The 22,635-nt window shown below is 70.6% G+C and carries 18 protein-coding genes; 13 read left to right on the top strand and 5 right to left on the bottom strand.

Features of this window, described 5'->3' with window-relative positions; translation table 11 throughout:
* The first annotated feature begins 29 nt into the window (after positions 1 to 29).
* Positions 30 to 500 carry a hypothetical protein gene (locus SLW56_RS02375; protein WP_152236242.1) on the top strand — a complete coding sequence of 157 codons (471 nt, stop codon included), beginning with the start codon at positions 30 to 32 and terminating at the stop codon, positions 498 to 500.
* 139 nt (positions 501 to 639) lie between these two features.
* On the opposite strand, the gene SLW56_RS02370 is transcribed toward SLW56_RS02375, so the two are convergent.
* Positions 640 to 2,229 (bottom strand): alpha-L-arabinofuranosidase C-terminal domain-containing protein, encoded by a 1,590-nt coding sequence (locus SLW56_RS02370; RefSeq protein WP_320694295.1) that lies wholly within the window; start codon positions 2,227 to 2,229, stop codon positions 640 to 642.
* A gap of 378 nt (positions 2,230 to 2,607) precedes the next feature.
* Between SLW56_RS02370 and SLW56_RS02365 the strand changes: the two genes are divergently transcribed.
* Positions 2,608 to 3,672, top strand: coding sequence for an aldose epimerase family protein (locus tag SLW56_RS02365; RefSeq protein ID WP_320694294.1), 1,065 nt, complete (start codon positions 2,608 to 2,610; stop codon positions 3,670 to 3,672).
* Positions 3,673 to 3,768: 96 nt separating this feature from the next.
* Here the strand turns inward: SLW56_RS02365 and ccsA are convergent, their stop codons facing one another.
* Positions 3,769 to 4,563 carry a cytochrome c biogenesis protein CcsA gene (gene ccsA, locus SLW56_RS02360; RefSeq protein WP_017913516.1) on the bottom strand — a complete coding sequence of 265 codons (795 nt, stop codon included), beginning with the start codon at positions 4,561 to 4,563 and terminating at the stop codon, positions 3,769 to 3,771.
* A gap of 105 nt (positions 4,564 to 4,668) precedes the next feature.
* On the opposite strand from ccsA, the gene ffh reads away from it, so the two are divergent.
* The 8 genes from ffh (at position 4,669) to rplS (ending at position 11,681) form a co-directional block, all read left to right on the top strand.
* Positions 4,669 to 6,048, top strand: coding sequence for a signal recognition particle protein (gene ffh / locus SLW56_RS02355; protein WP_017913515.1), 1,380 nt, complete (start codon positions 4,669 to 4,671; stop codon positions 6,046 to 6,048).
* 22 nt (positions 6,049 to 6,070) lie between these two features.
* On the top strand, positions 6,071 to 7,345 hold the full coding sequence (locus SLW56_RS02350; RefSeq protein ID WP_320694293.1) for a hypothetical protein: 1,275 nt from the start codon (positions 6,071 to 6,073) through the stop codon (positions 7,343 to 7,345).
* Positions 7,346 to 7,424: 79 nt separating this feature from the next.
* Positions 7,425 to 8,489, top strand: coding sequence for a nitronate monooxygenase (locus SLW56_RS02345; RefSeq protein ID WP_320694394.1), 1,065 nt, complete (start codon positions 7,425 to 7,427; stop codon positions 8,487 to 8,489).
* Positions 8,486 to 9,286 (top strand): aminotransferase class IV family protein, encoded by an 801-nt coding sequence (locus tag SLW56_RS02340; RefSeq protein WP_320694292.1) that lies wholly within the window; start codon positions 8,486 to 8,488, stop codon positions 9,284 to 9,286. The genes SLW56_RS02345 and SLW56_RS02340 overlap by 4 nt, the downstream gene beginning before the upstream one ends.
* 174 nt (positions 9,287 to 9,460) lie before the next feature.
* Positions 9,461 to 9,721, top strand: coding sequence for a 30S ribosomal protein S16 (gene rpsP, locus SLW56_RS02335; RefSeq protein ID WP_010342240.1), 261 nt, complete (start codon positions 9,461 to 9,463; stop codon positions 9,719 to 9,721).
* Between the two features lie 43 nt (positions 9,722 to 9,764).
* Complete coding sequence (gene rimM / locus SLW56_RS02330) at positions 9,765 to 10,277, top strand: ribosome maturation factor RimM (protein ID WP_267084558.1); 513 nt, start codon at positions 9,765 to 9,767, stop codon at positions 10,275 to 10,277.
* Positions 10,278 to 10,350: 73 nt separating this feature from the next.
* Positions 10,351 to 11,133, top strand: coding sequence for a tRNA (guanosine(37)-N1)-methyltransferase TrmD (gene trmD, locus SLW56_RS02325; protein WP_152180425.1), 783 nt, complete (start codon positions 10,351 to 10,353; stop codon positions 11,131 to 11,133).
* 131 nt (positions 11,134 to 11,264) lie between these two features.
* Positions 11,265 to 11,681: a 50S ribosomal protein L19 gene (gene rplS / locus SLW56_RS02320; protein ID WP_010342237.1), complete on the top strand. Its 417-nt coding sequence runs from the start codon at positions 11,265 to 11,267 to the stop codon at positions 11,679 to 11,681.
* A 301-nt stretch (positions 11,682 to 11,982) separates the two neighbouring features.
* Here rplS and SLW56_RS02315 read toward each other — a convergent pair whose 3' ends face one another.
* Positions 11,983 to 13,443 (bottom strand): MATE family efflux transporter, encoded by a 1,461-nt coding sequence (locus SLW56_RS02315; RefSeq protein WP_295908418.1) that lies wholly within the window; start codon positions 13,441 to 13,443, stop codon positions 11,983 to 11,985.
* A 506-nt stretch (positions 13,444 to 13,949) separates the two neighbouring features.
* Between SLW56_RS02315 and SLW56_RS02310 the strand changes: the two genes are divergently transcribed.
* Complete coding sequence (locus SLW56_RS02310; RefSeq protein WP_295908422.1) at positions 13,950 to 14,357, top strand: RNA-binding S4 domain-containing protein; 408 nt, start codon at positions 13,950 to 13,952, stop codon at positions 14,355 to 14,357.
* 416 nt (positions 14,358 to 14,773) lie between these two features.
* On the opposite strand, the gene katG is transcribed toward SLW56_RS02310, so the two are convergent.
* Positions 14,774 to 17,023 carry a catalase/peroxidase HPI gene (katG, locus tag SLW56_RS02305; protein WP_320694291.1) on the bottom strand — a complete coding sequence of 750 codons (2,250 nt, stop codon included), beginning with the start codon at positions 17,021 to 17,023 and terminating at the stop codon, positions 14,774 to 14,776.
* Between the two features lie 242 nt (positions 17,024 to 17,265).
* Positions 17,266 to 20,574, bottom strand: coding sequence for an AAA family ATPase (locus SLW56_RS02300; RefSeq protein ID WP_320694290.1), 3,309 nt, complete (start codon positions 20,572 to 20,574; stop codon positions 17,266 to 17,268).
* A gap of 352 nt (positions 20,575 to 20,926) precedes the next feature.
* On the opposite strand from SLW56_RS02300, the gene SLW56_RS02295 reads away from it, so the two are divergent.
* On the top strand, positions 20,927 to 21,622 hold the full coding sequence (locus SLW56_RS02295) for a YafY family protein (RefSeq protein WP_017907930.1): 696 nt from the start codon (positions 20,927 to 20,929) through the stop codon (positions 21,620 to 21,622).
* A 57-nt stretch (positions 21,623 to 21,679) separates the two neighbouring features.
* Positions 21,680 to 22,339, top strand: a complete 660-nt coding sequence (locus SLW56_RS02290) for a glutathione S-transferase family protein (protein WP_152238404.1) — start codon at positions 21,680 to 21,682, stop codon at positions 22,337 to 22,339.
* Positions 22,340 to 22,635: the final 296 nt, after the last annotated feature.

The raw sequence follows: 22,635 nt of genomic DNA, 5'->3' as shown, positions 1-22,635 counted from the left end.
ATAGCCGGCCCCGATCGCCGGAGCCGCCCATGCATCGCCGTCTTGCCCTGCTGACCTTGTTCGCCCTGTCGCCGGTACTCGCCGCGGCGCAGCCGCCGGGATGCCAGACGCCGTTGCAGGTGGCCGAGGGTCTGTTCCGGGCGCGCGATGTCGATTGGCAGCCGCAGAACCTGGAGAAGCTGCTGACGCCGCCCTTCGCCCAGGCGCTCCAGGCCGACCGGCGCTGCGCCAGGCGCGATGGCAGGTGCCGGCTGGACTTCGCCCCATGGACCGATGCCCAGGACGGGCAACTGCAGGGCGCGCCGAGATTCACTCTGGTCTCCGGTGGTGCGCAGGCCACGGTGGTGGAGGTGCGGATGGATTACCGGCGCACGCTCGGCGGCGCCGGCTCGGTCAAGATCGAACTGCAGCGCCGCGGCAACGGCTGCTGGGCGGTCAGCGACCTGATCGCGCCGGATGGACAATCGCTGTTCGCGCTGCTGACCGACGCGCAAGACTAGGCGCGCAGCGCGGCACGCCGCATAGGAATTCAGATCCCTTTTTGGAATTGGCGAGGAGTGGCTGCGCTGCGCGGGCCGACCCTCACCCCAACCCCTCTCCCGGGGGGAGAGGGGCTAGGAGCGCGGCAAGGGCCTGGGGCTACTGCAGCTTCAGCATCACGATCGCCTTGGCCGGCAGCGCCACCTGCAGCGTGTCGCCCTGCACGCGCGCGCCGGCGAAGGCGGCCGGGCGTACCGCTTGAGGCTGCGCGAAGGTGTTGAGCGCGTCGATGGTCGGCGCGGTCAGGATCTGACCGTCGACGCCGCGCGTCTGCACGCCGTCGACCTGCACCGTAACGTCGGCGCTGCGGTTCGGGTCCAGATTGGTCAGCGCCACGTACACGTGCCCGTCCTTGGCCCGCACCGCCGAGCCGTGCACCGCCGGCACCGTATAGCCGGCATGCCGGTAGTCGGGCGTGCTGATCTGCAGCGGCAGCGCGGTCGCGTCCTGGTACGGCTTGTACAGCATGAAGACGTGGTAGGTCGGCGTCAGCAGCATCCTGTCGTCGTCGGTGAGGATCATCGCCTGCAGCACGTTGACCATCTGCGCGATGTTGGCCATGCGCACGCGGTCGGCATGCTGGACGAAGATGTCCAGGTTGAGCGACGCCACCAGCGCATCGCGCAAGGTGTTCTGCTGGTGCAGGAAACCCGGGTTCACGTCGGGCAGGCCCTTGTACCAAGTGCCCCATTCGTCGACCACCAGCGCGACCTTCCTGTCCGGGTCGTACTTGTCCATGATCGCGCTGTGCTTGCTGATCAACTCGTCCATCCGCAGCGTGCGCGACAGCGTTTCGATCCACGCCGCCTCGTCGAAGCTGGTGGAGGAGGCGCGCGGCGGCCAGCCGCCGGGCACGGTGTAGTAGTGCAGGCTCAGGCCGTCCATGAACTTGCTGGCCTCGCGCATCATCACCTCGGTCCAGTGGTAGTCGTCTTCGTTCGGGCCGGGCGCGATCTTGAGGATCTTCTGGTCGGCCGGCGCCTTGACGAAGGTCTGGTAACGGCGGAACACGTCGGCGGCGTACTCGGCGCGCATGTTGCCGCCGCAGCCCCACAGTTCGTTGCCGACGCCGAAGAACGGCACCTTCCACGGGGCCTGGCGGCCGTTGCGGCGGCGCTGTTCGGCCAGGGTCGATCGCGTGGGCGCGGTCATGTATTCCACCCACTGCGCCATCTCGTCCGGCGCCGCGTCGCCGACGTTGCCGGCCACGTACGCCTGCGTGCCGAGCAGTTCGGTGAGGTCCATGAACTCGTGGGTGCCGAAGCTGTTGGGTTCCTCCACGCCGCCCCAGTGGGTATTGACGCTGGTCGGGCGCTGGCTGCGCGGGCCGATGCCGTCGCGCCAGTGGTATTCGTCGGCGAAGCAGCCGCCGGGCCAGCGGATGTCCGGCACCTCCAGCGCCTTCAGCGCGGCGACCACGTCGTTGCGGTAGCCGCGGGTGTTGGGGATCTTCGAGTCCGGGCCGACCCAGACGCCGCCGTAGATGCCGTTGCCCAGATGCTCGGCGAACTGTCCGAACAGGTGGCGCGATACCGTGGCGCCAGGGCGGTCGGCACGCAGCGTGCCGCGCACCTCGACGTCGGCGGCCTGGGCCAGTGTTGCGGCCAGTGCCAGGCCGAGCGTCGCGGCGATCAGCGGCAGCCGCCGCCAGTGTGCCGCACGCTGCTGCAGGAAACGGGGCGAAGGCATCGGGAGCTCCTTGTCGGGTAGGGCGGCGCCGTCGCCAGCGTCGCGTTGGAGTGACGGCCGGCGCGCGGCCTTGGCCATGAAGCCCAGGCGCTGCCGCATTCCGGGGCGCACACCCCCCGGCACGATCGCTTCCGTGCCTGTCCCCGGTGTGCCCCGCTCCCGAGCATAGAAGACACGTGGAGGGCGAACCAATGCCCAAATGCGAGGCCGCCATATCGGAATTGCAATGCGCGGTACGGCGCCGCATGCGGTGTGTTCCCAGAACGTGCGCGGTATCGCACAGCGCGCTGTCGGCGCTCGCGCGGCGATGGCCGTGTCGCGCCATCGCTGGTTATGCTGCGGACCCCGCGCATGCGCACCGACTTCCAAGGCTCCTGCATGTCCTCGCTTTTCGGTCATCTTCCCGACGGTACCGCCATCCAGCGCATGATCCTGGACAGCGGCGACGGCCTGCGTGCCGAAGTGCTGACCTATGGCGGCCTGCTGCGCAGCCTGCGCCTGCACGGCGCGCACGGCGAGACCGAGCTGGTGCTGGGGCTGCCGACGCTGCAGGACTACCTGCAGGATCCGGCCTACCTGGGCGTGCTGGTCGGGCGCTTCGGCAACCGCATCGCCGGGTCGGCCTTCACCGTCGATGGTCGGCACTACGCCGTCACCGCCAACGAGGGCGCCAACCATCTGCACGGCGGCGCGCTGGGCTTCGGCCGCCGGGTGTGGACGGTGTCGGCGCAGACCGAGCGCATGCTGCAGTTGCGCTACGACTCGCCGGCCGGCGAGGAGGGCTACCCGGGCAACCTGTCGGTGGAGGCGACCTACCGCGTCGAAGACCGCTGCCTGAGCGTCGAGTTCGTGGCGCAGACCGATGCGCCGACCCCGCTCAATCTTACTCACCATCCCTATTTCAACCTGGCCGGCGATGCCGCGGTGCCCGCCGCGGCGCAGTGGCTGCGGGTGCCGGCCGATCGCTACCTGCCGGTGCGCGATGCGGCGCTGCTGCCGCGCGGCGAGATCGCCACGGTGGCCGGTACGCCGTTCGATTTCAGCCGGGCGCGTACCATCGCCGACAAGGACATCGCCGCCGATCCGCAGCTGTCGCTCAGCGCCGGCTACGACCACTGCCTGGTGCTGGCCGAAGGCCACGACTGCACCGCGCTGCTGTATTCGCCGCACAGCGGCGTGGCCATGCGCATCGTCAGTCCGATGCCGGCGGTGCAACTCTATGAAGGCCAGGGCCTGGACCGGCAGCATCCGGCGCTGGGCCGCGGCATCTGCCTGGAGCCGCAGGGCTATCCGGACGCGCCGAACCAGCCCGGCTTTCCCGATTGCATCCTGCGTCCCGGCCAGGTCTATCGGCACCGCATCGACTATCGCTTCGCCGAGGTCGGCCGCGGCGCCGACTGGGCGGCGGTGGAGGCGGCGTTGGCGGAGCAGGGCGGCGGTTGAGGCGTGGGACGTCGCAGGCGTGTCTGAAGCCGCGACCGGGCCTTTCCCGGTGTCACCCGTCGCGGCTGAAGCCGCTTCTACGGGAAGACCGGGCCGCTACTGCGCGTGCCCCAGCACCAGTTCGATCACGAACTTGCTGCCGAAGAACGACAGCAGCAGGAGCACCATTGCCGCCAGGGTCCAGTGCACCGCCTTGACCCCGCGCCAGCCGTAGCGCCAGCGGCCGAACAGCAGCGCGCCGAACACGATCCACGACAGCACGCTGAGCACGGTCTTGTGCACCAGCCGCTGCGCCAGGAAATCCTGCACGAACAGCACCCCGGTCAGCAGGGTCAGGGTCAGCAGGATGAAGCCGACCACGATGGTGCGGAACAGCAGCGTTTCCAGCGCGGTCAGCGGCGGCAACGCGCGCAGCCAGGGATGGAAGTCGCGGCGTCGCAGCGCGCGTTCCTGCAGCCACAGCATCACCGCCAGCAGGGCGGCGATGCCCAGCGTGGCGTAGGCCAGCAGCGCCAGCCAGGCGTGCAACTGCAGCCGCCAGTCCAGCACCGGCGCCGGCTCGTGGCCGTAGCCGTGGTAGGCCAGCAGCAGCGCCGCCGACAGCGGGAACACCACCACGCCCAGCGCGGCCATGCGCCCGCTGGCGCCGACCAGGGCGGTCATCAGCGCCATGCCCAGGCTGACCAGCGACAGCGCGGCGAAGAAGTGCATGTCCGGGCCGCCGGCGGTGTGCAGGGCCACCTGCACGTGATAGCCCGCGTGCAGCGCCACCGCCGGCAGCGCCGGCCACAGCCAGGCGCGGCTGCGGTCCACCCGGTCGCGCACCACCGCGGCGATCAGCAGGCCGGTGGCGGCCAGGTACAGCAGGGTGGCGAGGACGGTGATGAGCATCGCGCCAGTTTCGCATATCGGACCAGCCGCCGTGACGGCGCCGCCGGGGATCGCCGGCGCGCCCGGCTATAATCGACGGCCGTTTCCCGTCCGCGACCCGCCCGCATGTTCGAATCCCTCACCCAACGCCTCTCCGGCACCATGCAGCGCCTGCGCGGCCGCGGTCGCCTGACCGAGGAGAACATCCGCGAAGCCACCCGCGAAGTGCGCATCGCGCTGCTCGAGGCCGACGTCGCCCTGCCGGTGGTGCAGGCGCTGATCGAGCGCATCAAGGTCCGTGCGGTCGGCCAGGAAGTGCTCAAGAGCCTGACCCCGGGCCAGGCGCTGATCAAGGTCGTGCGCGACGAGCTGACCGCGGTGATGGGCTCGGCCGCCAGCGACCTCAACCTCAACGTGCCGGCGCCGGCGATCGTGCTGATGGCCGGCCTGCAGGGCGCGGGCAAGACCACCACGGTCGGCAAGCTGGCCAAGCACCTGAAGGAAAAGCGCAAGAAGAAGGTGATGGTGGTGTCGGCCGACGTGTACCGCCCGGCCGCGATCGAGCAGCTCAAGACCCTGGCCGAGCAGGTCGGGGTGCTGTTCTTCCCGTCCGAGGCCTCGCAGAAGCCGGTGGACATCGTCCGTGCCGCGATCGCCGACGCGCGCAAGTCCTTCGTCGACGTGCTGCTGGTGGATACCGCCGGCCGCCTGGCCATCGACGCGGCGATGATGGAGGAGATCAAGGCGCTGCACGCGGCGATCGCCCCGGTCGAGACCCTGTTCGTGGTCGACGCGATGACCGGCCAGGACGCGGCCAACACCGCCAAGGCGTTCAGCGAGGCGCTGCCGCTGACCGGCGTGGTGCTGACCAAGACCGACGGCGACGCCCGCGGCGGTGCCGCGCTGAGCGTGCGCTACATCACCGGCAAGCCGATCAAGTTCATCGGCGTCGGCGAGAAGCCGGACGGCCTGGACGTGTTCCACCCCGACCGCCTGGCCAGCCGCATCCTCGACATGGGCGACGTGCTGTCGCTGGTCGAGCAGGTCGAGCACCAGGTCGACAAGGACAAGGCGCAGAAGCTGGCCGAGAAGGTCGCCAAGGGCAAGAAGTTCGACCTCAACGACATGCGCGACCAGCTCGAGCAGATGCAGAACATGGGCGGCCTGTCCGGGCTGATGGACAAGCTGCCGGGCATGGGCCAGATCCCCGACCATCTGAAGCAGCAGGTCGCCGGCAACAAGGACGTGCCGCGGATGATCGCCATCATCGGCTCGATGACCAAGAAGGAGCGGCGCAACCCGGGCCTGCTCAACGGCTCGCGCCGCGCGCGCATCGCCCGCGGCTCCGGCACCCAGCCGGCCGACGTCAACAAGCTGATGAAGCAGTATCAGCAGATGGAAAAGATGATGAGCAAGATGGCCGGCGGCGGCATGAAGGGCCTGATGCGCGGCATGAAGGGCATGCTCGGCGGCATGGGCGGCCGCGGCGGCCTGCCGTTCCGCTGAGCCCGCGGCCACGGCGCGTGCGGTGAGCGTGTCCGTCGGCACGCGCGTGCTGCGCCTGGCCCTGGCGCTGGCCCTGGCGCTGCACTCGGCCTCCGGCTGGGCGGTGCTGCCGGCCACGCTGGTGTACTGGGTGCTGGTGGTGCTGGTCGCCGCAGCGATCGATCGCGCGATGGCGCGACGCACGGCCGGCAGTACCGCGGCGGCTTCCCTGGGCCCCGCCATTGGCGAGGCCGGCGTCACGCCTGCGCCGGCGCGGTTGCCGCCGCCAGCGCAGCCCGTCATCCCACCTGCGGCGATGCGTGCGCGGCCGTCCGGTCCGCGCCAATGGCGCCGCCATCTCGAGGACATCGTCCCGTTCCCGGAGGAGCGCTTCCCGCGCCAGGGCATCTGCACCACCTCCGAGCTGGTGCTGTCCGCCGGCGATGCGCTGGTGCTCGCCTTCCATCCCGCCGCTGACGGCCCCGCGCAGTGGCGCTGCGACCTGCTGGCACCGGGCGCGACCCAGGCGCAGTGGCTGGACGTGGCGGCCGATGCCGAGTGCGTCGTGCCGATCGTGCGCACCGGCGTGTACTCGATCGGTATCGGCCAGGCCGAGCTGCAGGTGCCCGGCACGGTGGCGCTGTGGCGGCGCGTGCCGGAACCGGAGCGGCTGGCGCTGCCGGTGCAGCCGCTGCGCGGCACGCCGCTGGCGTATGCGCAGCGCCCCGATGGCAGCCTCGCCGTTGCCGAGGCATCAGCGCGTGACGCGTGGCCGCTGGCGCAGTTGCCGCCGCGTTGCGTGGCGCGCGTGCCGGCCGCGGCCGCGTTGCTGTTCGCCGGCGCCGAGCGGGCCTGGGACGTGCATGGAGCGCCGGACACCGCGGTGGCGGATCCCGCGGATGACGTGGTCGTGCATCGTCACTTTCTGCAACTGAGCCAGGGCGACGTCCTGGTGCTGGAGGCGGTGTGGACATCCGGCCTGTTCGGTCAGCCACTGCCGGTGCCCGGCGGCAGCCGTCCGACCGACGGCGAACTGGGGCTGTTCGCGCTGTTGCACGGGCCGCAGCTGATGGCCTTGCGTCCGTCCGCGGCGACGCCGACGTGCGTGGAGGTGGTGTGTCCGGTCGATGGGCTGTATTGCCTGGAGCTGCGGCTGTCCGGTTCGGCGGCGTGGCGCGATCGTGCTGTCGAGACGTTCGTCGATCTGCGGCTGTGGGGTGCCTTCGTCCAGTGCCCGTCACGGTTGCGCGCTTTTTCCCTGCAGCAGGTGTGGGTCGGCGATCGGGACCGGCAATGTTTGCCGGTGCCGCTGCCGTGAGCGTCCTCGCATCTCTGGCACGGCGGCCGGAAGGCGGCGCGGCTACCATGGCCGTTCCTGGAACCGCGGAGCACGCATGATGCAGCGCCTGGCGCGCGTGGACGCCTTTCGGCAGCGCTTCGGCCTGCGCCTGCCGATCCTGCTCAGCCCGATGGCGGGTGCCTGCCCGGTGCCGCTGTCGGCCGCGGTCGCCGCGGCTGGCGGCATGGGGGCGATGGGCGCGGTGCTGTCGGCGCCGCAGGACATCGTGGCGTGGATGGATGCGTTCCGCGCCGCCGGCGGCGGGGCGGCACAGGTCAACCTGTGGGTGCCGGATCCGCCCCCCGCGCGCGATGCCGCCGCCGAGGCCGAGGTGCGCGCCTTTCTCGCGGCCTGGGGACCGCCGGTCGACGCCGCCGCCGGCGATGCGGCGCCCGCCGATTTCGATGCCCAGTTCGAGGCCCTGCTCGCGGCGCGGCCGGCAGTGGCCTCGTCGATCATGGGCCTGTTCCGGCCGGACCAGGTGCAGCGCCTGCAGCGGGCCGGGATCGCCTGGTTCGCCTGCGCCACCACCCTGGACGAGGCGCTGGCCGCGCAGGCCGCCGGTGCCGATGCGGTGGTCGCCCAGGGGGCGGAGGCCGGCGGCCATCGCGGCGCCTTCGAGGCCGGCAGCGCCGAGCGGCAGTTGACCGGGCTGTTCGCGCTGCTGCCGCGGCTGGCCGACCAGTTGCAGATCCCGGTGATCGCCGCCGGCGGCATCGGCGACGGCCGTGGCATCGCCGCCGCTTTGACCCTGGGCGCGAGCGCGGTGCAGATCGGCACCGCCCTGCTGCGCACCCCGGAGGCGGCGCTGGCACCGGCCTGGGCTGATGCGCTGGCCCAGGCCGAACCCGAGCGGACCACGTTGACCCGCGCCTTCTCCGGCCGCCTGGGCCGCGCGCTGGCCACCGACTACGTGCGCGCCGCCGCTGCCGCGGAGGCGCCGCCGCCGCGGCCGTACCCGGTGCAGCGTGGCCTGACTGCGCCGATGCGCCAGGCCGCACAGCGCGCCGGCCGCCTGGCGGCGATGCAGGCCTGGGCCGGGCAGTCGGCCTGGATGGCACCGGCCGAGCCGGCGGCAGAACTGCTGGCGCGCTGGTGGGCGCAGGCGCAGGCCCTGCGGTGAGCGCGCAGGTCTTCCATCGCGGGCAGCCGGCGGATGCCGACCTGCTGGCCGCCGCCGCGCTGGTGAACTACGGGCACTTCAGCACCATGCAGGTGCGCAATGGCGCCGTGCGCGGGTTCGAGCTGCATCTGCAGCGGCTGCAACAGGCGAATGCGGCGCTGTTCGGCAGCGCCTTGGCGGCCGAACGCGTGCGCGGCGAGCTGCGCGCGGCGCTGGCCGCGTTCGGCAGGGGCGACGCGTCGCTGCGCGTCACCGTGTGCTCGCCGGCATTCACGCTGCGCCGGGCCGACGCCGACTGCGCGGTGGAACTGCTGGTGTCGCTGGCGGAACCGGCGCAGGCCGACCCGGTGCCGTTGCGCCTGCGCAGCAGCGTGTTCGCACGCGAGACGGCGCAGCTCAAACACGTCGGCACCTTCGGCGCGTTCCACCAGCGCCGCCTGGCGCTGCAGGCCGGCAGCGACGATGCGCTGTTCGTCGACGCGCAGGGGCAGGTGGCCGAAGGGCCGACCTGGAACCTGGGACTGTGGGATGGCGCCTGCCTGCACTGGCCGCAGGCACCAGCGCTGCGCGGCACCCAGGAACGGCTGCTGCAGGCCGGGCTCGTCGCGCTGGGCGTGGCGCAGGAGGTGCGGCCGCTGTCGCTCCACGAACTCGGGCCGGAGGTGGCCGCCTTCACCTGCAATGCCCGCGGCCAGCAGGCGGTGGCGGCAGTGGACGGTCGCACGCTGCGCCCGGCCGCGGATCTATTGGCCATGCTGGAGGCGGCGTTGCACACCCAGCCCTGGCAGGCGATCTGAGCACTCCGTGGACGGCCATCGTGGCATGGCTGCCGCTCCTGGCGAATCCCCAATCTCGAATCCCCAATCCCGCGGCCGCAGGCCACTGCCCAGACTTGGCAGAGCCGGGGCCGGCCGCTATAATCGTCGGTTAACCGCGCCATCCTGGCGACTGGGCAACACCGGAAACTCACCATGGTCAAGATCCGCCTTACCCGTGGCGGCGCCAAGAAGCGCCCCTTCTACCACATCATCGTCACCGACGTGCGCAGCGCGCGCGACGGCCGCAACATCGAACGCGTCGGTTACTACAACCCGGTCGCCCAGGGCGCCGAGCCGCGCGTGGTGCTGGACCTGGCCCGCGTCGACCATTGGGTGTCCAATGGCGCGCAGCTGACCGACAAGGTGCGCAACCTGTACAAGGAAGCCACCAAGAACCAGGCCGCCGCGGCCTGATTCCGCGGGCCGCGCCCAGCGCGCGGCCCTCGCGTTTGCCCCAATGAAAGACAGCCAGCGCCGCATCCTGCTCGGTCGGGTCCTCGGCGCGTTCGGCATCCGTGGCGAGGCCAAGCTCGAGTCCTGGACCGAGCCGCGCCTCGCCATTTTCCGTTATCAGCCCTGGATCGTGCGCAAGCCCGACGGCAGCGAGAGCAGCCTCAGCGGCGTGCGCGGCCGCGAGTCCGGCAAGTACCTGATCGCCACGCTGCCCGAGGTCACCGACCGCGACGCGGTCGAGGCCCTGCGCGGCACCGAGATCTACGTGGTGCGCAGCAGCCTGCCGCCGCCGCGCCCGGACGAGTACTACTGGGTGGACCTGGAGGGCCTGGACGTGCGCACCGTCGACGGCGTGGCGCTGGGGCAGGTGTCGCACCTGTTCTCCACCGGCGCCAACGACGTGCTGGTGGTGCGCGGCGACCGCGAACGGCTGGTGCCGTTCGTGCAGCCGGACTACATCAAGTCGGTGGATTTCGAGGCCAACCTGGTCGTGGTCGACTGGGACCCCGAGTTCTGAGCGAAGCGGCCATGCGGCCGCTTTGGCGTTTGCCTTTCCCATTCCCCATTCCCGGCTCCCCATTCCCAGCCTCATGCGCATCGACGTCATCAGCCTGTTCCCCGAGTTCGTCGCCCAGTGCGCCGGGTTCGGCGTGGTCGGGCGTGCGCAGGAGCGGGCGTTGCTGGATCTGCACGGCTGGAACCCGCGCGACTACGCCAGCGGCGGCTACCGCAAGGTCGACGACCGGCCGTTCGGTGGCGGCCCGGGCATGGTGATGATGATCGAGCCGCTGCAGGCCTGCCTGCAGGCGGTGCGCGCGGCCGATCCGCAGCCGGCGCCGCTGATCTACCTGAGCCCGCAAGGCCGGCCGCTGACCCAGGCCAAGGCCCGCGAACTGGCCGCGCTGCCGCGGCTGCTGCTGCTGTGCGGGCGCTACGAGGGCGTGGACGAGCGTTTTGTCGCCGCCGCGGTGGACGAGGAAATCTCGATCGGCGACTACGTGCTGTCCGGCGGCGAACTGGCCGCGGCGGTGCTGGTGGACGCGGTCACCCGGCTGCAGGAGGGGGCGCTGAACGACGCCGAATCCGCGGCCCAGGACAGTTTCGAGGGCCCGGACGGCCTGCTCGACTGCCCGCACTACACCCATCCGCGCGAACACGCGCTGGGTGAGGTGCCGGCGGTGCTGCGTTCCGGCAACCACGCCGCGATCGCGCGCTGGCGGCGCATGCAGGCGCTGGGGCGGACCTGGCTGCGGCGTCCGGAACTGCTGGACGAGACGGCGCTGAGCGCGGCCGACCGGCGCCTGCTGCAGGAATTCCGCCAGGAGCGGGAGGCGGCGCAGGCCGCCGAACAGGAAAATCCATCCAAGCCCTAGCCATTGCCGCCGGGCTGGGTTAAAATGCCCGGCTTTCCGGCCAGTGCGTTCCGTGCTTGGCCCATCCGATATCGCGCAATCGCCGTGCGGCGACTGCCGGACCACCTCACCAGACACAAGCGGTGCCCACCATGAGCAAGCTCAACAAGACCATCCTGGCCGACTTCGAAGCCGCCCAGATCCAGCGCAAGCTGCCGGAGTTCAACCAGGGCGACACCGTCGTCGTCAACGTCAAGGTGAAGGAAGGCAACCGCGAGCGCGTGCAGGCCTACGAAGGCGTGGTGATCGGCACCAAGAACGCCGGCCTGAACTCCTCGTTCACCGTGCGCAAGATCTCGCACGGCTACGGCGTCGAGCGCGTGTTCCAGACCCACAGCGCCACCATCGACTCGGTCGAAGTGAAGCGCCGCGGCAAGGTCCGCGCCGGCAAGCTGTACTACCTGCGTGGCCTGGAAGGCAAGGCTGCCCGCATCAAGGAAGACCTGGCCGCCGCTGCGCAGGCCAAGGTCGCGCGCCAGGCTGCTGCCGCCGCCGCCAAGGCCGAGTAATCTTCCAGCGACCCTCGGTCGCTGCCGCAACGGCCGCCTTCGGGCGGCCGTTTGCGTTTGTGGCAGCGTGTGTTGCACATCGTGGAGGCGGCGCCATCAGGCCCGCGTTGTGGGGTCTGGCCGTTGTAGGGATAGCGTCAGTCGCTTCCCCACAAGGGCAGGGCTGGCGCCCTTGTGGGAGGGACTTCAGTCCCGACGCGTGACGGTGTCGGACGGCTTTGGGCTTCGATCGCTGCGGCTGCATGACAGTCGACTCCCGCACAGGCAAGGGCGCCTGTGGATCGCGACGCGAGCGCAGCGCTCAGCGCGCCGGATCCTGCGCCACCGCCACGTCGGCGACCGGTGCCGGCGGCTGCACCGGCACTTCCGCCGGATGCGCCACGGTCTCCGGCCGCGACGGCGCCAGCATCCGCGCGGTGCGCCAGTTGCCCCAGCGGTAATACGCGAGCGACAGCAGCATCGCGCAGGTGGCGCTGGTCGGAAAGCTCCACCATACCGCATCCACGCCCAGCTGCGGCTGCAGCAACTGCGCGAACGGCACGCGGACGCCCCAGAGCGACAGCGCCAGGATCAGCAGCGGCGGGACCACCGCACCGGTGGCGCGGACCACGCCGGAGATGACGAAGGTGACGCCGAAGAACAGGAACGACCACACCGCGATGTGGTTGAGGTGGCGCGCGATCTCCAGCGCCGCGCTGTGCGGCGGCAGGAACAGCGCCAGGGTCCAGCGGTCGAACAGGATCAGCGGCGCGATCAGCGCGCCGGTCAGCAGGAAGTTGAACAGCACGCCCTTGCGCGCGGTCGCCGCGACCCGGTCCCAGCGCTGCGCGCCGACGTTCTGCGCGGCCATCGACGAGCAGGCCGCGCCGATCGCCATCGCCGGCATCTGCAGGTAGGCCCACAGTTGCAGCGCCGCGCCGTAGGCCGCGGAGGTGGCGGTGCCATAGCCGTTGACCAGCGAGATCATCACGATCATCGCCAGCGAGATCAGCACCATCTGCAGGCCCATCGGCACGCCCTTGACGATCAGCGCGCGCAGGATCGGCAGGTCGAGCCGGAACAGCCGCGCGTCGCGGCGGCCCAGCCACAGCACGTGGCGCTTGTGCCGCAGGTACAGCAGCAACCCGGTCAGCGACACCGCCTGCGCGATCAGCGTGGCCCAGGCCGCCCCGGCGATGCCCAGCTTGGGGAACGGCCCCAGCCCGAACAGCAGCAGCGGGTTGAAGCCGATGTCCAACGCCACCGACAGCAGCAGGAAGCGGAACGGCGTGCGCGAATCGCCGGTGCCGCGCAGCGCCGCCGACAGGAACGCGAAGGTGTACAGCAGCGGCATCGCCAGGAAGATCACCCGCAGATAGGCCTCGGCCAGCGGCAGCGACGCCGCCGGCGTGCCCATCGCCGCCAGCAGGTGCCGCGCCAGCCACCAGCCGCTGGCGGCGATCAGCACCGAGATGCCGATGAAGAAGGTGGCGCTGGTGCCCATCACCCGCCGCGCCTGGGCCACGTCGCTGCGGCCCATCGCCTGGCCGATCAGGATGGTGGCGGCCATGCCGATGCCGAACACCGAACCGATCAGGAAGAACATGATGCTGTTGGCGTTGGCCGCGGCGGTGAGCGCCGCTTCGCCGAGATAGCGGCCGATCCACACGGCATTGACCGAGCCGTTGAGCGACTGCGCGATGTTGCCGGCCAGGATCGGCAGCGAGAACAGCAGCAACTGGCGGCCGATCGGGCCTTCGGTGAGCGCAGCGGGTTTGGTCATCGCGGGTCGGGAGCGAGCGTGAGCCGGCCACACTAGCACCGACGGATGTCGGCGGGGCGATGGGCGGATCTGGGTCTGCAGCGTTTGCCGCAGGCGGGAAGGGGGCGGGCCTGCGCCGCCCCACGGCGGGTGGCGTGGGCCCTTACTGGGGGCGGCCGGTCCTGCCCAAGCCGCGGTGGTGCGCTGCGGCGAGGATGGAACTGCGTTCGGCACGGCTCGGGTCATTGCTTGGTGCCGGGTAGGGGGCGACGCCAGCACCGGCATGGGACATGAAACCTGGGCGAGCCGCCCCCGGGTGCGCCTGCCTCGAGGTCGCTCGCTCTCAACCCATTCATCCCCGAGGGTTGGGCCGCACGGGGCGATACTTGCATTGGTGCGATCGCATCGCCATCTGTGCGGAGAAACGTATGCGCCGCGCATGCTCTCGGGCGGCGCGATGGTCTCCGATCCGGCGCCGCCTTTTGACTGCCTGCAATCCCCAACGCGAGTGGATGTCGAGCAACGCAATGAATGAATCTGTCGTGCAAGCTGCCGCGGTGCGCCTGGATGTCTGGCTGTGGGCCGCGCGCTTCTTCAAGACTCGCAGCCTGGCCAAGCAGGCAGTGGAGACCGGCAAGGTGGACGTGGCTGGGCAGCGGCCGAAATCTTCGCGCGCGGTGCGCGTGGGCGAGCAGGTGCGCGTGCAGCGCGGCGACGAGGTGTTCGAGATTCAGGTGCTGGGGCTCAGCGACATCCGCGGCCCGGCCAGCGTGGCGCAGACCCTGTACCTGGAGAGCGAGGCCTCGCGCGAGCGGCGTGCGCAGTTGCGCGCACAGCGCAGCGCCGAGCGCAACGGCTACCAGGCGCCGGAGGGCAAACCGGACAAGCGCGCGCGGCGGCTGATCCGCGCGCTGGGGGATCTGGACGCGTTGTAGCCGAGTCCGCTGCGCCTGGCCGAGGATCGGTGCGGTTGACCGAGTTGCAGCGACGACAGAATGGTGTCGTGACGTTGCCGAAGGTGGGTGGTGCGCTGGTCGCGTGTTTCGCTCGATGTCCAGTCGCTGCAAGCAACATCAGGCTTCCTTGGCGGCATGCAGTCGGGAATGAAGTCACTCCCACAACCGGCTTGCGTCCTGGCGAGCGTCGGCGTGCTCATGGCGGTTGACACACCGTGGGAGCGGCTTCAGCCGCGACGCAGGGCGGTCAATCCTCGTCATCCCCATTCGTGCGTTGCCCTCTGCGACAGAGCGTGTGGAGCCGTTGCACTCGCGACAACGCCCCGGCGAGCGGGGCGTTGTCGTCATGCAACCAGGACAAGCGAGGCGCCGCTGCGGCGCCCCGTCTGCCGTCGTCAGGCGGCCAGGTCGAAGCGATCCAGCTGCATCACCTTGGTCCAGGCGGCGACGAAGTCGCGTACGAACTTCGCCTGCGCGTCGGCGCTGGCGTAGACCTCGGCCACCGCGCGCAGCACCGAGTTGGAGCCGAACACCAGGTCGGCACGGGTGCCGGTCCACTTCACGGCGCCGCTCTTGCGGTCGCGGCCTTCGTAGACGTCCTTCATCTCCGAGGTCGCCTTCCACTCGGTGCCCATGTCCAGCAGGTTGGCGAAGAAGTCGTTGCTGAGCACGCCCGGGCGATCGGTGAACACACCGTGCGCGGACTGGCTGCTGTTGGCGCCGAGCACGCGCAGGCCGCCGACCAGCACGGTCATCTCCGGTGCGGTCAGGGTCAGCAACTGCGCCTTGTCGATCAGCAGCGCTTCGGCCGACAGTGCGTAACGGCGCCTGGCGTAGTTGCGGAAACCATCGGCGATGGGTTCCAGCACCGCGAATGATTCCACGTCGGTCTGTTCCTGCGAGGCGTCCATGCGGCCCGGCACGAACGGCACCTCGACGATCTGTCCGGCCAGCTTGGCCGCCTGTTCCACCGCGGCGGCGCCGCCGAGCACGATCAGGTCGGCCAGCGAGATCTTCTTGCCGCCGCTCTGCGCGCCGTTGAACTGCGCCTGGATGTCCTCCAGCGTGGCCAGCACCTGTGCCAGCTGCGCCGGCTGGTTGACTTCCCAATCCTTCTGCGGGGCCAGGCGAATGCGCGCACCGTTGGCGCCGCCGCGCATGTCCGAGCCACGGAAGGTGGAGGCCGCGGCCCAGGCGGTGGACACCAGTTGCGCCACGCTCAGCCCGGAGTCGAGCAGGGTCTTCTTCAGTGCGGCGATATCCTGCGCGTCGACCAGCGGGTGGTTCACGGCCGGGATCGGGTCCTGCCACAGCAGTTCTTCGGCCGGCACGTCCGGGCCGAGGTAGCGCGCACGCGGGCCCATGTCGCGGTGGGTCAGCTTGAACCAGGCGCGGGCGAAGGCATCGGCGAACTGTTGCGGGTTCTCCAGGAAGCGGCGCGAGATCTTCTCGTAGGCCGGGTCGAAGCGCAGCGCCAGGTCGGTGGTGAGCATGGTCGGCAGGTGCTTCTTCGACGGGTCGTGCGCGTCCGGAATCACCGCCTCGGCGTTCTTGGCCACCCACTGGTGGGCGCCGGCCGGGCTCTTGCTCAGTTCCCAGTCGAACTTGAACAGGTGCTCGAAGAACTCGTTGGTCCACTGCGCCGGCCTGGTGGTCCAGGTGACTTCCAGGCCGCTGGTGATGGTGTCGCCGCCCTTGCCGCTGCCGAAGCTGTTGGACCAGCCCAGGCCCTGGCTTTCCAGGTCGGACGCTTCCGGCTCGGCGCCGACGTGGTCGGCCGGGCCGGCGCCGTGGGTCTTGCCGAAGGTGTGGCCGCCGGCGATCAGCGCCACGGTCTCTTCGTCGTTCATGGCCATGCGGCCGAAGGTGTCGCGGATGTCCTTGGCCGCCAGCAGCGGGTCGGGATTGCCGTCCGGGCCTTCCGGATTGACGTAGATCAGGCCCATCTGCACCGCGGCCAGCGGGTTCTCCAGGTCGCGGGTATGGCGCACTTCGCTGTCGTCGTCCTTCACCAGCACGCCGTGCGCCTCGTCCACGCCCGGCGAGCCGTGCGCGTAGCGCTCGTCGCCGCCCAGCCACTTGGTCTCGCGGCCCCAGTACACGTCCTGGTCCGGCTCCCAGGTGTCGGCGCGGCCGCCGGCGAAGCCGAAGGTCTTGAAGCCCATCGATTCCAGCGCGACGTTGCCGGTGAGGATCAGCAGGTCGGCCCAGGAGATGGCCTGGCCGTACTTCTGCTTGATCGGCCACAGCAGGCGCCGCGCCTTGTCCAGGCTGACGTTGTCCGGCCAGCTGTTGAGCGGAGCGAAACGCTGCTGGCCGCGGCCACCGCCGCCACGGCCGTCGCCGGTGCGGTAGGTGCCGGCGCTATGCCAGGCCATGCGCACGAACAGCGGGCCGTAGTGGCCGAAGTCGGCCGGCCACCAGTCCTGCGAATCGGTCATCAGTGCGTGCAGGTCGCGCTTGAGCGCTTCCAGATCGAGCTGCTTGAACGCCGTGGCGTAATCGAACTGCGGGTCCAGCGGGTTGGAACGGGCCGAATGCTGGTTGAGCAGGTCCACGCGCAACTGCTTGGGCCACCAGTCGCGATTGCTGGTGCCGCTGCCGCTGGCAGCCTGGTGGAACGGGCATTTCGATTCGCTGGTCATGGGAGGCTGCCTTGGCTCTTGGTGGACGAGATGGGGTGGCTCGGCGCCGCGATCATACGGCGGCGACACGGTGAAACTGGAGACACGATAGGCGGAAGCCGCGATTTAGAGAATTCGAATTCTTCTAATCAATCGATAGCGTGCAGCTATCGCATCGATGGCGGTGTGCGGTGTGGCCGCGCATCGCTCGCCTGCCCAGCGCTCCTGCAGTGGCCGCATGCCGCGTTCGTCGGTGACAGGATTCAGTCGACCGGCATCACGTCGAAATCGCCGCCCAGCACGCGTTCCAGGCGTCCGCTGCGCCAGCCGCGGACGCTGTCGCGCACCAACGGCGAAGGCGCGATCCGATAGCGTCGGCACACCCGCAGTTCGTCCTCGCCGATGGGCGCGCGCCGTGCCTGCCCGGGCAGGTCCGGGGCGACCCGCACCTGCACCGCGAGCCGGCGCAGGGTCGGTTCGTCGACCTCCTGCTCCTGCACATGCAGGCCGGCTTCCGCGTCCAGCAACGCCAGTGCCCCGAAACCGGCGATGGCCAGCCAGGCGCGGCCTTGCTGCGGATCCTGTGCCAGCACGTCCACCCGCATGTTGCGCTGCTCGGCCCAGGCCAGATACATCTGCAGCAGACGTTGCCACCACTGCCGTGCTTCGGCCGGATGCCGGTGCAGCTCGCTGGCGCCGATGCGCAGGTCCAGCAGCGCATCCTGCGGGCGTTGCTCCTGCAGCGCGGTGCTGGCCAGGTGCAGCAGCCACAGCAACTGGGTCAGGCGCGCCACGAACTCGCCGTCGCGCTGAGCGCCGCCGTCCAGCCGCGCGCGCAGGCGCACGGCGGTGGCCAGCGCGCTTTCGATGCGGTCGCGGCGCTCGATCCGGTCCAGCACCTGGAAGCGGCCGGATTGCGACCAGAAATCGCGCTCGCCCATGGCGGCGAAATCGGCCTCGCGCGCCTGCCGCCAGGCCGGCGCGGCGTGCGATTCCTGCAGGCGATGCAAGGCCGCATCCAGGCGCGGCAGGACCGCGCTGTCTGCATTGGGCGCGTACACCAGGTCGCGCAGATCCGTGGGCGTGGCGGGGTCGACCGCCGCGGGCAGGGGTTCCGGCGTCGGCGGCGCGTCCGCTGCGATGAAGCGCACGTCGAGGCGGTCGCCGGCGCCGCGCACGAACAGGAACTGGTCGCCTTCGGGGGCGCGTTGCTCGACGATGCTGCGTGCCAGGGGCGCCAGCAGATGCTGTTCGATCGCGCGGCGCAGCGGCCGCGCGCCCAGGTCCGGAGTGAAGCCGCGGTCGAGCAGGAACTCGATCGCCGACGGCTCCCATTCCACCGCCCAGGCGCGATTGCGCAGGCCGCGCCGGGTCAGCGTGCGATCCAGTTCCTTGTGCAGGATCTCGCGCATCAGCGCCCGATCCAGCGGGTTGAACAGCACCACTTTGTCGAGCCGGTTGACGAACTCGCGGCGGAAGGTCTCGTACACCGCCTTTTCCACCGCGTTGCGCGAGTAGCCGCCGGCGACGGTGGCGAAGCCGGGGCCGGCGCCGCGGGCCAGCGTGGCGCCGACGTTGCTGGTGAGAATGATGATGCTGTGGCGGAAGTCGGCGGTATTGCCGTTGCGGTCGCTCAGGCGGGCGTCGTCGAACACCTGCAGGAACAGGTCCCAGACCTTGGGGTGGGCCTTCTCGAACTCGTCCAGCAGCACCACCGAGAACGGCTGCTCGCGGATGCGCGCGATCAGCGTGCGCTGCCCGGCGCTGTCGTCGCCGGTGAGCCGGTACAGCGCGTCCTCGCCCTGGAACTCACTCATGTCCAGGCGCAGCAGGCGCTCGGGAGTGCCGAACAGCAGTTCGCCCAGTGCCTTGGCCAATTCGGTCTTGCCGGTGCCGGTCGGGCCGGCGAACAGGAACACGCCGATCGGGCGGCGGCTGTCGATCAGCCCGGCCTTGAGCATGGCGATGCGGTCGAGCAGGGTCTCCACCGCCTCGTCCTGGCCCAGCACGCGCTTGCGGAAGAAACGGCGCAGCGTCTCCAGTTCCAGCCGTTGGCGATCGTCGATCACCTCCAGCGGCAGCCCGCTGCGCCTGGCCACCGCCTGCAGCAGGGCATCGTCGTCCAGCGGCAGGCGTGCGTCGTCGCCGTCCTTCGCGGCCTGCAGGGTCTCGTCGAGCAGTTGCAGCAGGCGGCCGGGTTCGTGCTGATCGGGAAAGTACTGCGCGGCCAGGCGTTCGGCTTCGGCCAGGACGCGCGCGTCGATCACCTCGGTCTGCAGCGCCTGCGCCTGGGCCTGCGCCCACTGTGCGCCGATCTGCGCCAGCGCGGTGGACGTGGCCGGTGCCAGCGTCACCACTTCGAAGCGCGAACGCGTGGTCGGCCGCGCCACCTGCAGCTGCGCCAGTTGCCGCGGCGTGATCTCGCCGATCAGGCGCAGCTCACCGCGCTCCAGCGCCGGCAGCACCAGATCGAGGATGCCGCGCGGATCGCGCGAATGCGCGCCCTTGTGCAGCAGGTCGTAGAAGTCCGGCGCGCGCCACAGGGCGCGCTCGCGGTGCAGGACCGCCAGCATCTCGCGGATGCGTCCCTCCAGTTCGCCGATGTAGCTCTGTCCCGCCAGGATCTCCGCGGCGGAGGCCTCGAACACACGCCAGCCTTCGCCGAGCAGGCGTTCGCTGAGCAGGTCGATCAGCACGCTCTTGCCCACGCCGTGCTCGCCGACCAGCAGGACCGGTTGCGGGGGCGTGGTCACCACGTGCTCGTAGGCGCGCTGCAAGACCGCGTCCAGCCCCGGGTGGTGCAGGCGCAGGCGCGCCGGCACCGCGGCGACGACACGGCCGAAGCCGCCGAGCACGCGCTGCTCGCGACGCTGCTTGCGTGCGTCGTGCAGGCGCTGCAGGAACGGCTCCAGCACGGGTTCCTTGAACTGCGCCAGGGTGTCGCCGAGTGCGGTCAGCGCTGCATCGTCGAGTTCGTCGAAATCCACCGGGCGGTCCGCCGGGGCCTTGCTTGCGGCCCACTGCAGATAGGCGCGCAGGCGTTGCCGGAACGGGACGACGTTCCACCACCAGTCGCGTGCGTGGCGCAGCAGCGCGTGCAGATGGTCGGCATCCGGCAGGCGCTGCAGGTAGTCGAACAGGAAGCTCAGCGGATACGAGCCCAGGTGCGGGAGCACGTCCAGGACCGCGTCCGTATCCGGGGAGCGGCGTTGCGCCAAGGCCTGCGCTGCCATGCACGGCAGCACATAGCCTGGGCTGCCCAGCGCCTCGACCAGTTCCTGATGGGAGAACTCCGCGCCCGCCAGCAGCGCCACGCCGTGCTGGAACTGCGGAATCTGTGCCAGATCGGCAGGGCTGTGGATCTGCTCGTCCTGTGCTTCCACCTGCTGGCGCAGCCGCTGCAGGTGCTGCGCCGGGGTCTCCTGCGTTGCCTCGGGCGCGGCGTGGTGGTTGTCGCCGGCGTCGGTCGCCGGTGCAGGCCGCTGCGCGGAGGCGCTGCGCCCGAGAGGGCGCGCCAGATGCAACAGCACCGCACCGACGACCACGCCGATGGCGAAAAGGGCAAATTCCATCATCGTCGCCTCAGTCCCGGATGCCGCGACGGCCGCTGCGCGGATGTGGCGCCCGCATGGCACCTGCGATGGTGCAGCGGACCGGGGGGCGTGACGACGTTCGCGAGCGTGGCTGCATGCGTTCCCTCGTTGGATGTAGCCGTCGCGGACGCGTGCGGCCTGTGCTGGTGTGCGCGGCCCCGTTTGCGACGGAGCGGGGCGGCGCGTTCGCCGTCGAGTATAGAAGTCCGTGTTTCCTCCAGGCGACAGCGTCGCTGCGCAGTGCGACACCGATCGGACTGCAGCGACAAGCGGGCGATGCCTGACGCAACAGTGCCTCCCGTTGGCGGCGCCTGCCTACTATCCTGTCGCGATGACCCAACGCGCCACCCGTCTGCTGCGCCTGCTCGACGCCCTGCGCGGGCGACGCCGGCCCGTGGCCGGGGCGCAGCTCGCTGCCGATCTGGGAGTGAGCCTGCGCACGCTGTACCGCGACATCGCCAGCCTGCGCGGGCAGGGCGCCGACATCCTCGGCGACCCGGGCGTGGGCTACGTGCTGCGCCCGGGCTTCCTGCTGCCGGAGTTGAACTTCAGCGAGGACGAGCTGGAAGCGCTGACCCTGGGCGCGCGCTGGGTGGCGAGCCAGGCCGATCCGGAACTGGCGCAGGCCGCGCAGCGCGCCATCACCCGGATCGGGGCGTCGCTGCCGGCACCGTTGCGGCTGGCGCTGGAGACCAGCGGGTTGCTGGTGCCCGCGGCGACGCCCGCGCAGCCGGCGGCACCGTGGCTGCCGGTGCTGCGTCGTGGCATCCGCCTGGAACACGTGCTGCACATGGACTACGCCGATGCCGGCGGCGTCGCCTCGCAACGGCGCATCTGGCCGTTCGCGATGGCCTTCCTGGGCGGTTTCGGCATGATCGCGGCGTGGTGCGAACTGCGCGGCGATTTCCGCCATTTCCGTGCCGACCGGGTGTTGGCGCTGCGCGACGACAGCGAACGCTACCCGACGCGGCGGCATCTGCTGATCCGGCGCTGGCGCGCCGCCACCGGACACGGCGTCGGCTCCTGACAGCAGGTGTCAGCAGGGCACGCGCAGACTGCGTGGCGTCCACCACGGAGTCCGACCATGTCCCACGATCTTGTGCTCTACACCCACCCCATGTCGCGCGGCCGCATCGCGCGCTGGATGCTCGAAGAAACCGGCCTGCCGTACCGCGCGCAGATCCTCGACTACGGCACCGGCATGAAGACGCCGGCGTATCTGGCGATCAACCCGATGGGCAAGGTGCCGGCGCTGGTCCACGGCACCACCACCGTCACCGAGAACGCGGCGATCTGCGCCTACCTGGCCGACCTGGTGCCGGAGCGGCAACTGGCGCCGCCGCTTGGATCGCCGGCGCGTGGCGATTACTACCGCTGGCTGTTCCTGCTGGCCGGTCCGGCCGAGGCGTTCCTGACCGCCAGGCAGCACGGCACGCTGGCGCCGGCGCACAGCGCGGGCTACGGCCATGGCGAGGATCTGCTGGACATGCTGGAGCAGGGCGTCGCCGGTCGCGAGCACCTGGCCGGCGACCGCTTCAGCGCAGCCGACCTGTATGCCGCGGCGTTCCTCGGCTTCTACACGCGGATCGGTGTGCTGCAGGCGCGGCCGGCGTTTGTCGCCTTCGTGCAGCGGCACATGGCGCGCCCGGCGGCGCAGCGTGCCGCGGCCATCGACGATGCGTTGCTGGCGGCGCATCCGAACCCGTTCATGCCGCGCCCGAACGCCGTGCCGGCGAGCGCCTAGCGGGATGTGGGATGACTGGAGGTTGGATATGCCGTGCGGGCGGACCCTCACCCCAACCCCTCTCCCGACGGGAGAGGGGCTTGCAGCCTTTCCTTCTCCCACTGGGAGAAGGTGCCCCGAAGGGGCGGATGAGGGTGCGGGCGCAGCCTCGTGCGTCCTGACACTGCGAGACGCTTCGCGCCGGACCCTCACCCCAACCCCTCTCCCGGGGGGAGAGGGGCTCTAGCGCTTTCCTTCTCCCCTTGGGAGAAGGTGCCCCGCAGGGGCGGATGAGGGTGCGTGCGCAGCCTCGTGTG

The sequence above is a fragment of the Xanthomonas sp. LF07-6 genome (assembly GCF_034105445.1).
Classification (GTDB): Bacteria; Pseudomonadota; Gammaproteobacteria; order Xanthomonadales; family Xanthomonadaceae; genus Xanthomonas_A; species Xanthomonas_A sontii.
Note: the sequence above shows the minus strand (reverse complement) of the source record. Positions and strands in the feature narration are given on the sequence as shown.